This is a genomic window from Comamonas halotolerans (genome assembly GCF_030162935.1).
Lineage (GTDB): Bacteria > Pseudomonadota > Gammaproteobacteria > Burkholderiales > Burkholderiaceae_C > Comamonas > Comamonas halotolerans.
The window spans coordinates 81,463-95,624 of record NZ_JASAUZ010000003.1; the positions used below are offsets into that span (position 1 = coordinate 81,463).

Genomic DNA, 14,162 nt, shown 5'->3' on the forward strand with positions numbered 1-14,162 from the left:
ATTTTCTAGCGAGTTCTTGATAGAAGCTGATTAGTCTGACGGGAGGGTGTTAGTTAAGGCTGTTAAATTGCTACAACCTTCAATTTCTTTCCCTAGCTATCATGACTCTCGCAGAAATTTGCATCTTGGTTGCCTGCTTGCTTCCAATAGTCTGTGCTGGTATCGCCAAGTCCCGAAGCTTTGGCAAGGATAAGCAAGATGGTGGTTTTGATAACCATAACCCTCGAGCTTGGATGGCTGGCCTCGAGGGCTGGCAAGCACGTGCTCATGCGGCACAACTCAATAGCTTTGAAGCATTGCCACTCTTTATTGCTGGTGTTCTGGTGGCTCAGCAGCATAGTGCTCCTCAGCATTTGGTTGACGCTTTTGCGGCTGCATTTATCGTCCTGCGAATTGGCTATATCTGGGCGTATCTGAATGACTATGCCAGCTTAAGATCCGTGATCTGGGCTTTGGGCATTGCTTCTTGTATCGCACAGTTCTTCCTATAAGAACTCGCTCCAGCACATCATCCCTGGCTCGCCTAAATGGGTTTACAGGCCCCGGCTAGGGATAGTGTTTGAGCTGACAAGTTAGCAAAGTGGGAGCATGAGCACTCCCAATCCCTTTGCAGATCCTGCTTTTGGTCTAAGCAAGCAGCCTAAAAATGGCAAAACAGGTAATGGCAACCCGTTTGCAGATCCTGAATTTGGCAAGCAGCCATTAGCTCCCAAGCGCTCCCTGAGAGCAGCCCTCAATGACACAGTGATCGAGGCTGCCAATTCGGCTGCCGGCACGGTATCAGCCACTTTTAACTTTGCCAGCCCTGGCAATGCTGCATCGCAGTGGATTGACAAGAACATCATTGAAGCGGGGGAAGCTGCACAGTCTGATGTAGTCAAGGCCGAGAAAGCACGCTATGCCCAGGAGATGCAGCAAGCCCAGGGAATGGGTGACGAAGTCTCTGCAACGCTGGGCTATGCAGCACGTAACCCATTGCTTGCGGCGGCACAGGCTGCAGGCTCTTTTGCTGTTCCAGGGCTGGGCGTGTCTAAAGCCAAAGCGCTGGCAGGTATTGCAGGTCTCGGTGCCAAAGGGGCCAGTCGTGCAGGCCTGGCTGCGGGTGCCGGTTTAGGCGCGGCTGCAGCTGGTGGTGATGCAGCAGGGACAGCCTATGAATTGTCGCGTGAAGGCGGAGCGACAGATGAGCAGGCGGTTGCTGCAGCCCGTGGTGCGAGTTTGATTCCAGCAGCTATTGGCGCTGCTGGCGGTCTTGTCGGGGCAGAGCGTTTGGTGGCAGGTGCCAAGGGCTTTGGTGGTGGCGTTGTCTCTCGTGCACTCAAAACTGGAGCAGTAGAAGGTGTTCAGGAGGCTATCGAAGAAGGTGTGACTCAGTACGAAGGCCAGCGTGCTGCTGTTCCATTCAACCCAGACCTTGATCCAAGCAAGGGTGTTGCAGGAGCCGCCACTCTGGGTGGTGTTCTTGGTGGCACAACCGGTGCTGGGACTTCTTTGCTGACTCGTCAGAATCACAGCGCAGCTCGTAAACCCAGCGAGGATCTGGGGCTCGATCCTGAGAATGGCCCTCTCTCAAAAGTTGCTGCTGCTGCCGTGGATGAAGGGCGCGCAGCTGCATCTGTTCAAACAGCTCCGGACACGGTCAAAGATGAACTGTCTCTGGTGCCGCCGACGACCTCCGGACAAAGTTCTAACGCGCATCCGACACCAGAGCAGCCTATCAATCCTCAAATGGAAGATGCCATTGGTCGTGACATGGAGCAACGCAATGCTCAGCTCTTGGAATCACCACTCCAAGATGCGCAGACCCCCGAGGTATCTGAGCCAACTGCCGATACATCCTATACCCAAGAACTCCCCTTCACGCCACTACCACTGCAAAACTATGGTGCCTCCACGCCTATCGACGATAAACCGCAAACAGATTCGCCGTTGCAGGCGCAAGGCCAAGCGTCAACGCCTGTTACTTCGCAACAAGTAGAGGGAGCAGATGGCGCGCAAGTGCATCTTGACCAGTCGCAGACTGAAGAAGTACCTGTTACTCAACCCGCAGACAGCGCTGCACATTCGCTAGCGCAGAACGATCCAGAAGCCTCTGCTTTCGCAGCACAATCTCCCCAGCAAAGTGACGTGCCAGTACAGGCGATGTCCAGCCCACAAGCAAGTGCTGATCAAACGCAATCCAGAGCCTTCAAGGATTGGTATGGAGACTGGCAGAATGCTGGGCATGAAGCCTCTCAAGCAGATTCCACTTCCAATGCCGCGCAGGACGCCGCAGCAGGAGCAGTTGACGTTCGACGACTACAGGGATCGGGTGATGTGGGGGCGGCTGTTGATAGCCGATATGCAGAAGTTCCTATTGCTGGGGGAACCACGAACCCTGATGGGGCCCAAGGCATTGCGCCAGAGGATAGAGCGGCACTACGGGTGCACGACGCAGCCCCTGGGAGAGGCGCAGCCAGTGTGGGCAACACGGGAGGAGCGCTGGCACTGCCTGGCGTACAGCGAGAGGCGGGCTTGGATACGTCTACTGGTGTACGAGCTGCGCATGCAGGTAAGGTGGGGCAGGATGCGACGTTCACAGGGACCAGCGGGCCTACGGGACCGGATGGATCGCCTTTACGCATATCTCAACTTACGTTTTCAGGGTCCTCCGGACCTACGGGGGTGGATGGAGCGCCACTTCCCCTCTATCACGGAACGCGAGAAGACATAACCGCCTTCGACCTGAACCACCCAACTCGCAAGGATCATGGGTGGCTGGGCCAAGGGGTGTACCTGGCGAGTGATCCCGTGACCGCGTCTGAATATGCCCAGCGCAAGATGGGCAAGCATGGATCCAGCGTCATGCCGGTGTATGCCAATGTGCGCAACCCGTATGTGGCGACGCAGGCGCAAAAGGATCGTATCAAGGCTGGTGGTACGGCAGCCAGTCAGGCATTCACTGAGCGCTTGAAGGCCATGGGCCATGATGGCGTGGTGCTAGATTTGGGCGAGGCAGGCATTGAGCTGGTGGCCTTTGAGCCGACCCAGATCAAGAGCACCACTGGCAATAACGGCGATTTTGATGGTTTCAATCCTGACATTCGCTACAGCCTAAGTGCCAAGGTTGTCACCAAGCCTACAGCCATTAATTTGCGTCGCGCCATGGTGCAACGCACAGTCAACAGCCTTAGCAAAGCCTGGGCTCAAGCACCTAGCATCATCATCGTTGACAGCATGCAGGATGCTCAAGTTCCTGAGTCAGTGCGTGCAGCTGATGCGCTTCAGCGTTCACAAGGTGCCCAAGGAGAGCCAGAGGGTTTCTGGCATGAGGGCAAGGTGTACTTGGTTGCTAATGCTCTCTCAAGTTCTGCTGATGCTGCCCGCGTGCTGTATCACGAGGTGCTGGGCCATCATGGTCTAAAAGGTTCCTTCGGGCCTGATTTGGACAAGGTGCTGGTTCAAGTAGCCAAGATGCGTCCAAAAGACCTGGAGGCTAAGGCCCTGGGATATGGGCTTGATCTGAACAATCCAGATCATGTTACCTACGCAGCAGAAGAGGTGCTTGCTGAAATGGCTCAGACACGCCCTGATATTGGGTTTGTACAGCGTGCCATCGCAGCGATAAGAAACTTTTTGCGCACTCATGTGCCAGGCTTTAGCACGCTGGAATTGACTGATGCTGACATCGTGCAAGGGTACTTGTTGCCTGCACGGAGGTGGGTGGAGAAGGGCGTTTTACAGGGTGGCAAGACAGTCCATAACCCGCCTGAGCATCCCAAGCCAGCGATGAGCCTGAGTCCAATGAAGTCAGTGGAGGCAAACATTGCTCGTGGTATGGAGTCGTTAGCCAAGGCGGTCACTGATAAAACTACAGTGCATAGAGCTATGCACCGCAACGGTCTGGGTTGGGTTGATTTTGTTTGGGGGAGTGAAGGGCAAATCAAACCCAGTGGCAGAACCAAAGGAGCGATGGGTATTGCGCACATCCTTGAGGCTCGACAGCGCAAGGACAGGCTTTCGGAGCAAGAGGCAATCCGATACCTGGGGGATGTCGTGAAGGCGGTGGCGCAAGGAGGTGAGTTCGACCGCAAGGAGGTGGCTCAGTCAACCCGTGTTGGTGTAGCGCACGAAAACACGATTGTTTGGCTCACCCAGAATAAAGGCTCCAACGCTTGGATAGTGACTGGATATGAAAAAACCCCCAGTGATGCAGTCGCGGGGAGAGCCACTACTACATCTACGCATGCTTCAGCTTCGCTTACCCGCAAAAGCATGGAGGGGGTCGAATCCATTGTGAGTGATGCTGATGTTTTAGGCAACACCTTGTTCAGCCGTTCGCACACCGGTGGCGCTATCCGCTCCAGCATGGGCACGCTGACGCCCGCCCAAGAGGCGGCATGGAAGAATGTGGCCGGCCTGGAAAAGGTGCCAAGTCTGCGAGAGCGCTGGGATGCACTAAAGGCCAACTTGGGGCTGCGCATGAAGCAAGCCATGGTGGATCAGTTTGCACCCATTGCAGAGCTGGATCAGCATGCGTACATGATGGCACGCATGTCCAAGGGCAGTGACGGAACCTTGGAAGCTGCGTTGCTGTACGGCAAGCCTTTCCTGCGTGATGGTGTGCCGGATGTGGATATTAAGGATGGCGGCTTTGCCAATGTGCTGGCCAGCCTGAAGGGAGAGGATTACCGCTTCCTGACGTGGGTGGCTGCGCATCGTGCGGAGCTATTGAAGTCGCAAGACCGCGAGAATCTGTTCTCAGGCGGTGACATCAGCGACCTCAAGACTCTCAATGATGGCTTGATGGAAGATGGCAGCAGCCGCAAGGAGGCTTATGCCAAGGCGCTGATGCAGCTCAACAGCTTCAATGAGAGCGTGCTGCGCATGGCCAAGGAGTCGGGATTGATTGACCAGGACGCCTATGACTTGATGCGCGATCAGCCTTATGTGCCTTTTTATCGCTTGATGGAAGAGGAGGGCGGGCTGCAAGGGCCTAGCTTCTCCAAAGGGTTGACCAACCAAGAGGCATGGAAAAGGCTCAGTGGTGGTACCGAACAGCTTAACGCTGACCTCCTGCAGAACTTGCTTTTGAACTGGGGCAATCTGTATGCGGCTTCAGCGCGCAACCGCGCAGCGCTGGCAACTATGGACGCAGCCGAGAAAATGGCCGTGGCCTATAAAGTGTCTAGCGATACCCAGGGTGCGGCCAAAGTGATGCGTGAGGGGGTAACAGAGTACTGGATGGTGGAGGATCCTTATCTTATGGAGGCCATCAGCGCATTGCACTATCAGGCAAGTCCCTTGATGAAACCTCTGGCCAAGGCCAAGCAGTTGCTCACACTGGGTGTGACGGTGAACCCAACATTCAAGATTCGCAATCTGATTCGAGATGTGGTGTCATCGATGGCCATTGCGGATCTAGGCTTCAATCCTGCAGCCAATGTTGCGAAGGGCTGGAAACTGACAGCCAGCGATAGTCAGATCTATGCTTCCATGCTTGCCTCGGGTGGAGTGATCAAGTTTGGCACGCAGGAGCAAACAGACCGTGCGCGCAAACAGGCAGCAAAACTCTCCGGAGTGATGCTGGACCAGAGTGGTGCCCAAAAGCTCTGGCGCCAAATGCGCGAGCTCTACGATGTATACGCAGAGTTTGGTGACCGTGCCGAAAACGTCAACCGTGCAGCACTGTATGACCGTCTGATTGCCAAAGGACACAGCCACGCAGAAGCTTCTTTCATGGCCCGCGATCTGATGGACTTCTCTATGGGAGGCAGCGCACCGGTGGTGCGCTTTCTGACGCAGTCAGTACCTTTTCTCAACGCCCGCTTGCAAGGACTGTACAAACTTGGACGCGCTGCCAATGATGATCCCCGGCGATTTGCGACCGTGGCTCTGGCTGTGAGCATGGCATCGCTTGGTTTGCTGGCTGCCTATGCTGATGACGAGGATTGGAAGCGTCGCGAAGATTGGGACCGTGACAGCTATTGGTGGTTCAAGATTGGGGAGACGGCTTATCGCATTCCCAAGCCGTTCGAGGTGGGCGCCATTGGTACGCTGGCTGAGCGTACGGCGGAAGCTATGTTCAGCGAGGAAATGGGTAGTCAGCGTTACATGGAGCGCATTGCGCATATGGTTAGCCAGACATTTGCTCTGGATCCCATTCCTCAGGCGGTCAAGCCCCTGCTCGATATCTATGCCAACAAGGATAGCTTCACTGGTCGTGCCATCGAGAGTCTGGCTGATCAGCGGCTGCGTCCAAAAGATCGCTTAAATGAACGAACTTCTGAAGTTGCCCGCCTGCTGGGGCAGCTGGGTCTGCCAGATCCAGCACAGCTGGTGAAGGGGGAGTACACGGAGCTAAGCCCCAAGCAGATAGATCATCTTCTGCGTGGGTACTTTTCCTGGATAGCAACTGCCGCAACGACAGTGTCGGATTACCCGTTGCGCATGGCTGCGGACCGGGGCGTACGGCCTGAGATGCGTCTGAAAGATATGTTCCTGGCAGGCAATTTTGTGGAGAGTTTGCCCACAGGAAGCAGTCGATATGTCAAAGCGTTGTATGAGCAGTCACGGCAGGTGGAGCAGGCGTATGCATCTTATAGAGATGCGCTGGCTTCAGGTAATTCTCGTAAGGCGACTGAGGTCATGGAGAGCGACGGAGACTGGATCAGACGCCGAGCCTCAGTTGTACAAGCTACCAAACAGCTGTCTCAATGGAACGCCTTGGCCAAGCGTATCGAGGCTGACAACAATTTGGATGCAGTACAAAAACGCAAGCAATTGACCGCCATTGAACAGCGTAGGCATGAGATTGCTCAGCTTGCAGTGAGCAGGGTGGCAATTTCAGGTGGATGATGGGAGGCGACCTGACCAGTGCATTGCAGATTCATAGCCACACCAATTCGACAGCCGTTGCGGGAGTTAGAAGTGCAGCAGTGAGTTGTAAATCCGCATCAACGCTTTGCTACGATCTTCCGAAAGGAGGGTAGACATGATTGATCGGGTTCCCGTTCCAACAGATAACATTTACAAGTTCTACGCGTTATTTTCTCTGGTGGTGCTGATATTTTGTGGTTGGGCATCTTTTTCTAAACATGAGGCGACCAATGCGATTGTCTTCATAAACTACCCTCAAATTGAAGAGCTTAAAGCGGTGGAAAAACCAACACCCTTCCAGGTCGCCAAACTTGCAGCTCTTGAACTGCAAACAGAATTAGCTGTTAAAGACAGAAATTTTTTCAACAAGCTGTTTGGTGGTTGCATGGCAGTTGCTTTAGTTGTTATGTTCTATGGCTTTAAGAAGTGGCATTGTGAAATTCAGCCCAGAGCAGATGCAACTAACAAAGCACAACTAGAAATATTGCAGCTACAGATCGAAAAGCTTAAGCTTGAGAATCAACAGCTTTCACAATCCTTGCTGCCTGCACAAGCGCAGACCAAGGAACAGCGAAACGATCAATCCAGTATTTTGATTCGCTTGATTCGCTTGCTTGCTTCGTGAAATCCCAGCCGCGCTGCGTTCGCTGCCGTATAGGCAGCTCAGAAAACAAGGAGGGCTGCGTAAGCCTCGAGCGAAGTGTTCGCTGCCGTATAGGCAGCTCAGAAAGTTTTGGAGCGGTTATCCCCAGGAGCTGGTGAGTTCGCTGCCGTATAGGCAGCTCAGAAAACTTGAAGAAGGTTGCAGGCTGGGAAAGCGGGGTTCGCTGCCGTATAGGCAGCTCAGAAAGGGTAACGTAGCAGAGCCGGTCGCAGCTGACGGTTCACTGCCGTATAGGCAGCTCAGAAAATCTGCGCTTCAACCGTGTCAACGTCCGAGACGTTCGCTGCCGTATAGGCAGCTCAGAAAAATCGGCTCATACATGCAGTCGCTAGCCCCATGTTCGCTGCCGTATAGGCAGCTCAGAAAACATCGCTGATAGAGCTGCGCCGAATACAGGGGTTCGCTGCCGTATAGGCAGCACAGAAAATATCGGACTGGTAGTGCAAGGTGAAGGCGGAGTTTGCTGCCGTATAGGCAGCTCAGAAAAAAGACCAGCAAGCGATGCATCAAGGCGTCACGTTCACTGCCGTATAGGCAGCTCAGAAATCACACGCACACCATGCAAACAACAAAGCCCTCTGGCGAGGGCTTTGTAAGTAAGTCAGTTATGACTTAGGTGATGGGCTTTTTTTTTGAGAGCTGGATGTATCTGTGTCAACTGGGCGAAGCAACGAATCCAATTTGCGACCACTGACCGCAATGACTTGCTGCAGATATTGTTCCGCATCAGCCGAGAATTGTTGCCGAAACTTCTCGTCAGCTTGAGCGAGCCTACTTGCACCAAGAAGCATCAAGTACTTGAGGATCATGTGCACAGGGACGTTTATCTCTGTTGAGATTTTAAGAGCCTCTTTGTATTTATCGTCAGGAATTTCAAGCTCGATGGCATGCACTGCGTCTCGCTCGTAAGTGTCGTCACCTTTGAGCCATTCGTGATTGACAGCCAGAGCCTTAGCCAACTTCATGAGAACCGGAGGCCGAGGAGTGCTTTTGCCACTTTCGTAGCGCGAAAGCTGAACTGTGGAAATTCCAGTTATTTCAGATAGCTCTCGCTGGGTTATGCCTGCGTCAGAGCGTGCGTGAAGAAGTCGGGAGGCGAACTCAATCATTGAATGATCTTTAAATTTATAAAATGATTTGCAAGTTTAAGAAATGATGGTAAAGTTAAGTTGTTATCGTTACTTAACAAAGGATGTCAATGATTAAATATCCCCATTCTACAGTTCTAGGATCGAAGCGGCGCACACAGGTTGGCTTGGAGCTGCCGGTGGAAATTGAGGAGTTTTTGCGACAACGAGCACAGAGTGAGTTCAGGTCGTTTTCGAAAGAGATTGCAATGCGCCTTATACGCAGCGTGGAGCAGGAGGCACAGCATGGAAAGCTGGCCTAAAAAAGGAAACGCCCCTGGAGGTAGGAGTCCAGAGGCGTTGAGTGAAGTGTCCCAATACGCAAAGAAAGGAACAATCGTGAGTAATTCTATCGCGAAAGTACAGAAAAGTACCACCATTTCTCCTGATCCAAACAAGCTGGCTTTCAACAGCGTCTCGTTCGACGTTGTGATGCGAGATGGTAGGCAGTGCTTGAAGGCAGTAGAGATTGGACGGGCCCTTGGGTATTCCGACGAAAAGGCAATTCAGCGCATCTATGCTCGCCATGCAGATGAGTTCACTCAGGAACTGACAGGGGTGGTCAAGTTGACCACCCCTTCCGGAAAGCAGGAATCACGTGTTTTCTCCCTGCGTGGTGCCCACCTGCTTGCAATGTTTGCCCGCACCAAGATTGCCAAGGACTTCCGCAAGTGGGTGCTTGATGTGCTTGACCGAGAGGTTGAGCGACAAGCGCAGAAGCAGACTCCGGTCATGAGCCTGACGGATTGTGGCGACAAAGCACAGGTTGGCAAATTCCTGATTGCTATGCGCAAAGGAGCAGTTCAGCACCTTGCCCAGATCGAAAAGCAAATGGTGGCCTGGGAGATCGTGGACGAACGGATGGAGAAGGGCATGCCAGCAGAGCAAGCGGCGGAGATAGGTGCTCGAATTGAGAGGCTGGGAAAGTTGTTCCATCCGTTCAGCGAACAGTTTACGGATGTGCTGGGTATTAGCCGAGCATTGCGTGGCTTAGACCCACGGATGGGGGCGAGCAGGGCTGGCTGGGTTGAAGTGCTGCCAAAGATCACTGCATAACAAGGGTCATTCATGAGCAATATCACACCTTATAATTTTGAAGGCGCAAGCATTAGGGCTCTGGAAATCAATGGTGAGCCTTGGTTTGTTGGAAAGGACATTGCAGATGCCCTTGGATACGCTGACCCAACTACTGCCATGCGCTCGCATTGCCGTGGGGTGCAAAAGCTGCACCCCATCCCTGACACGCGAGGCCGCATGCAGGAAACGCGCCTGATCTGCGAGCCTGACATGCTGCGGCTGATCGTGAACAGCACTCTTCCAGCAGCAGAGCGTTTTGAGCGCTGGGTCTTTGAAGAGGTGCTGCCCTCCATCCGCAAGACTGGAAGCTATACAGCCAAGGCTGCGGCAACACCACTCAAGGCGACTGCTGAGGCAGCCAGGGCATTTGCTCCACTTGTCCGCGTTGCCCGCCTGCTGGGCTGCGATAAGAACGCAGCAGCTATCAGTGCAAATCAGGCCATCTACCAGATGACCAATATCAACCTGATGCAGCAACTCGGGCACACACACTTGGAGGCTGACAGCCAGGATGGTCACTGGTACACGCCCACGGAGCTAGGCAAGGCTATCGGAGTCGGCGCACGCGGGACTAACCTGCTGCTGGCTGAGGCCGGACTACAGATGAAGCTCAACGAAAAGTGGGAGGCGACGGATGCCGGTAAGGATTTCTGCCGCCTGTTCGACACTGGCAAGAAGCATGGCAGCGGTGTTCCGGTGACCCAGATGAAATGGTCGCGAACTGTGATTCCTCTTCTGGGTGAGCGCAAGGAAGTCGCCTGACCACCTTTGGCACAAACCCGCTTCGGTGGGTTTTTTTATGCCCCGGCTAGGGTTAGGTCATTCACTTACAGGTGTTGAAACTGGAATTTATTTCCAGGAGCACCTGTCATGGCCAACCAGTTTTACCCCAAAGCCAAGCAAGCATTTTTAAGTGGGCAGTTTCATTTGTTGAATGACACCATCAAAGCGGTATTGGTGTCGAACGCCTATGTGTTTGCTACGGTGCACGAGTTTGCAACAGAAATTGAGCCGTTCATTATTGGCAGCAGCGTAGAACTTAAGGGAAAAACCATTGATGGTGGTGTATTTGATGCGGAGGACATCGCATTCTTGAAACTCCCTTCTGGGCACACAGTGCGCGCAATCGTTTTGTTCAAGGACACCGGTGTAGCTGAAACATCGCGCCTGATTGACTATATAGACACGGTCACGGGCCTGCCCATGATCACCGCAGGCGGTGATGTGCAAATCCGCTGGGATGATGGTGCCTACAAGATTTTCTCTTTGTGATGTGGGGGCACAGTCATGCAGTTCCACAATAATTTGGAGTTGGCCTTGGCGCGAGCCGCTACTGGTCGGGATTGGAGTTTTTACGTAAAAAACATACCTGAAATGTTGTTTACGAATCCAGACATTGAAGGAAGCCGCCATTGGCAGCAGGTTTCGTTTCCTATGACTCTTGTCGACGCAAGCGATAAAACAGTTATGGAAATTGTGTGGGTCTCCTCTTTAGAAAAGGGGGATCTGAGCGGAATCCCGTACTTTATGTTGAGTGTCAATCGCGGCTCAGAGGGCACTATTTCGCGAGATTGGCCCATTGGCACATGCCTGGAAGGGCGTATTACAGCGGAGATGCTGAGGACGATTTATGAAGGGTGGGGGGTCCGTAAGCTGCTTGTTCCCCATGGTCGTCGGATTACGGAAATGTCTGCTGCGGTTGGAGAGTGGACCATGTCTGCGTCTGAAGAGTCCGTAGCGGTAGGTTCATTTGCTGTGACCGATATTGGGGGCTATAACAGCGTTGTGGTGGGGCTGCGCAGCAGAACCATGGAGCCTGGATCAGTTGCTATTGGCAGCAAGGCTTGCGCAGCAGGGCAGAATTCAGTGGCAATCAACACCACTGTCTGGACAGATGAGTCGCTAGTGGTTTCCGCGTTGCCTGTCATGCAACGTGGATGGCATACAGAAGATTACGAAGGCTTTTACGGCGACTCCAAACAGCAAGGCAAAGTATCCATGGAGGGATACCTTGCCAGCAACCCGGTCAACATCGGTGTACCGCCAACGCTAAATCCTGGACAGATCATTACCGACTTGGATGTGGTGGCCATTCAGGGTGCACCGGCCGGTGTTTATTACCGCATGGTCATTCCTTATGAGATCCGCTGGGATGTCTTTGATAGTGGGCCATCAAAGAGCTGGCCACGTCGCCCGGATGATTACGAAAATGATACGGTGGGCGGTTATGACTTTACATACACTGTTCCACAAGGCTTCCAAGTGATCCCTCCACCACTGGGTGGACGTTTTGGGGTCTGGGACAACGACCGGGAAATGACCGGCATCGGTATTCATTCCAATGAATGCGATGTTGTCATTCCTTATGGCGTGATTGCCTTCGTCAATGAGCTGACCTTTTTGTGCCTGACTAAAAATGGGGTCGGAGCAGATGCCCAACTCACCATCAAGAGCTGGCATGCGGATGGTACGGAGTTCACTGCGGTTACGGGTGTGACGATTGCTGCGCAGGGGGCTTACCACCGAGTGCAGATTGAATTGCCAGCCAGCATCAAAGAGCATGGTATCCGCGATCGCATTCGGTTTGAATGGACCAGTGCAGCATATTCGTGCTTGGGCCGCTTCACTGCACGTGGCATGTTTGTCACTCGCCACGATCTCAGTGGCGGTGGGCAGGGGCTGACCAATGATCGGTTATTAGGTGGGTATACATATCCAGGTCTCAGTGCGACGGAAGAGACCTGAGGGAACTCACGATGTACCTCATTAACTCTGTTCCTATCAATGGGGCACCACAGGCAACAGTAGCTCAAGAGCTCTTGCATATAGGGCACCAAAGCGGCGGAGGTCATGGCAAGCCTAAGCTCACAGAGATTATTCACGTAGAGCTTTCCCCTCAGGGGCATGGTGGTGCACGCCATGGCACGCCAAATCTTGCGGTGGTGCTGTCTGCCCCGTCCATTACTCCATCCTCCCAGCACGGCGCTCCAGGTTTGGTTCATGCGCTAAAAGTGAGCAGTCAAGGGCCATTGGGGCGCCATGGTGTTCCGATCAATGGGATGGGGCTTTTTGTAAAGGGCCATCTTGTGACCAAGCATGGAGCGCCCCTTGCGCATTCGTTCTGGGAAGGCCAGTCCATGGGCCACAGCTCCACGCTACACGGCACGCCCAATGTGCAATCCATGGTGCTTCATGTGGTGGGGCAAACCTCATCAATCCGTCATGGCAAGCCTGCTGTCATCAGGGAGCACACATGCTGACATTTGACCGTTTCACAGGCATCAACAATGTGCTGCCCAAGGCGCGAATGGGCAAGCATGATTTGGTGCTGGCTACCAATGTGGACATAGGCAACACAGGAGAGCTGGTTCGCCGCGATGGGTACACACGCATCTCCAGTTGCTGCCACAAGCATTTGTGGCAAAGACAAGTGTGCTTGCTGGCGGTAGTCAACCATGACCTGCAAGCTATCCATGAAGACGGAACAAGGAAGGTCATAGAGCCAGGCCTGGGCAGCACACCAAAGGTGCATTACTGTGACTTGCCAGATGGATCAACGGCATACAGCAATGGCTTGATTGCAGGTGCCACAGATGGACATGTGAGCAAGCCCTGGGCCATTCCCGTTCCAGAGTGCGCAGCCAGCACCATCGATATGCCTGGCTCTTTGACACCCGGGCAGTATCTTTATGCCTTGAGCTATTCCCGTCTATCGGATGGTCTGGAAGGCCCTGCTGTGATGGGTGAGCATGCATTGCAGCTGCAGCAAGGCGGTGTTTTGTTCATGGGCTTGCCCATGCTGGAAGGGCACCAAATCAATGTCTACTTGAGCAGCTGCGGTGGTGAAGAGCTTTTCTTTGCAGGCTCCACAGTGGGCGATGGCCTGCAGTTTGTTGGATCATCCCTGGCATTGCAGTCTCCTGTACGCACGTTGGGTCTCATGCCAATGCCCATCGGTATCTATCCCGCGTTTTGGCGAGGACGCTTGCTGGTGGCGCGGGGAAATGTACTGTGGGCTTCACAGCCGCATGCGCGGCATCTGTGTGATAAACGGCGGGACTTCAAGCAGTTTGCCGCGCCTATCACCCTGGTGCAGCCCGTTGACGATGGCATCTATGTGGGCACCACACAGGAGCTGGTTTTTCTGGCTGGTACCGAGTTTGACAAGCTGGTTTACATGCCGCGCATAAAAGGCTTGGTTGTTCCTGGTTCGGGGGTGAGCGCGCCAGGACAGAGCATCAAGTTGGGCGATGGCACAGGCAGTGGGCCTGCCATGGTCTGCATTGTTGCTGGAGAGATCGTCGCAGGTTTCAGAGAAGCGCAGGTGTATTCGCTGACCAAGGATCGCTACAAGACCAACGCTCAGCGAGTCAGTGCCGTGTGGCGCGAGACACCATCGGGCATTGGCCAGTATGTAGCTATTGAGCAGGAGTAGC

General features: G+C 53.7%; 11 protein-coding genes and 1 CRISPR repeat array. Of the genes, 10 read left to right on the forward strand and 1 reads right to left on the reverse strand.

From position 1 onward, the window contains the following. The first annotated feature begins 101 nt into the window (after positions 1–101). The 3 genes from QEP11_RS04465 to QEP11_RS04475 all read left to right on the forward strand — a co-directional run bounded on the left by QEP11_RS04465 (position 102) and on the right by QEP11_RS04475 (position 7,483). Complete coding sequence (locus tag QEP11_RS04465; protein WP_284335434.1) at positions 102–491, forward strand: MAPEG family protein; 390 nt, start codon at positions 102–104, stop codon at positions 489–491. Between the two features lie 97 nt (positions 492–588). Next, on the forward strand, positions 589–6,837 hold the full coding sequence (locus QEP11_RS04470; RefSeq protein WP_284335435.1) for an LPD38 domain-containing protein: 6,249 nt from the start codon (positions 589–591) through the stop codon (positions 6,835–6,837). Positions 6,838–6,973: 136 nt separating this feature from the next. After that, positions 6,974–7,483: a hypothetical protein gene (locus QEP11_RS04475; RefSeq protein WP_284335436.1), complete on the forward strand. Its 510-nt coding sequence runs from the start codon at positions 6,974–6,976 to the stop codon at positions 7,481–7,483. Positions 7,484–7,505: 22 nt separating this feature from the next. Beyond that, a CRISPR array of direct repeats spans positions 7,506–8,068; the repeat unit is 23 nt; unit sequence CTGCCGTATAGGCAGCTCAGAAA. Between the two features lie 59 nt (positions 8,069–8,127). On the opposite strand, the gene QEP11_RS04480 is transcribed toward QEP11_RS04475, so the two are convergent. Further along, positions 8,128–8,631: a helix-turn-helix domain-containing protein gene (locus QEP11_RS04480; protein ID WP_284335437.1), complete on the reverse strand. Its 504-nt coding sequence runs from the start codon at positions 8,629–8,631 to the stop codon at positions 8,128–8,130. Between the two features lie 89 nt (positions 8,632–8,720). Between QEP11_RS04480 and QEP11_RS18990 the strand changes: the two genes are divergently transcribed. The 7 genes from QEP11_RS18990 (at position 8,721) to QEP11_RS04510 (ending at position 14,161) form a co-directional block, all read left to right on the forward strand. After that, positions 8,721–8,912, forward strand: a complete 192-nt coding sequence (locus tag QEP11_RS18990; RefSeq protein WP_349816745.1) for an Arc family DNA-binding protein — start codon at positions 8,721–8,723, stop codon at positions 8,910–8,912. Beyond that, a complete protein-coding gene (locus QEP11_RS04485) occupies positions 8,896–9,705 on the forward strand; it encodes a BRO-N domain-containing protein (RefSeq protein ID WP_284335438.1) in 810 nt (269 codons plus the stop codon). The genes QEP11_RS18990 and QEP11_RS04485 overlap by 17 nt, the downstream gene beginning before the upstream one ends. 12 nt (positions 9,706–9,717) lie before the next feature. Next, a complete protein-coding gene (locus QEP11_RS04490; RefSeq protein ID WP_284335439.1) occupies positions 9,718–10,488 on the forward strand; it encodes a BRO-N domain-containing protein in 771 nt (256 codons plus the stop codon). A gap of 108 nt (positions 10,489–10,596) precedes the next feature. Then, positions 10,597–10,998 carry a hypothetical protein gene (locus QEP11_RS04495; RefSeq protein ID WP_284335440.1) on the forward strand — a complete coding sequence of 134 codons (402 nt, stop codon included), beginning with the start codon at positions 10,597–10,599 and terminating at the stop codon, positions 10,996–10,998. Between the two features lie 15 nt (positions 10,999–11,013). Then, complete coding sequence (locus QEP11_RS04500) at positions 11,014–12,471, forward strand: hypothetical protein (protein WP_284335441.1); 1,458 nt, start codon at positions 11,014–11,016, stop codon at positions 12,469–12,471. A gap of 11 nt (positions 12,472–12,482) precedes the next feature. Then, a complete protein-coding gene (locus QEP11_RS04505) occupies positions 12,483–12,986 on the forward strand; it encodes a hypothetical protein (RefSeq protein WP_284335442.1) in 504 nt (167 codons plus the stop codon). After that, positions 12,980–14,161, forward strand: coding sequence for a hypothetical protein (locus QEP11_RS04510; RefSeq protein ID WP_284335443.1), 1,182 nt, complete (start codon positions 12,980–12,982; stop codon positions 14,159–14,161). Before QEP11_RS04505 ends, QEP11_RS04510 begins: the two co-directional genes overlap by 7 nt. The last annotated feature ends 1 nt before the right edge of the window (position 14,162 follow it).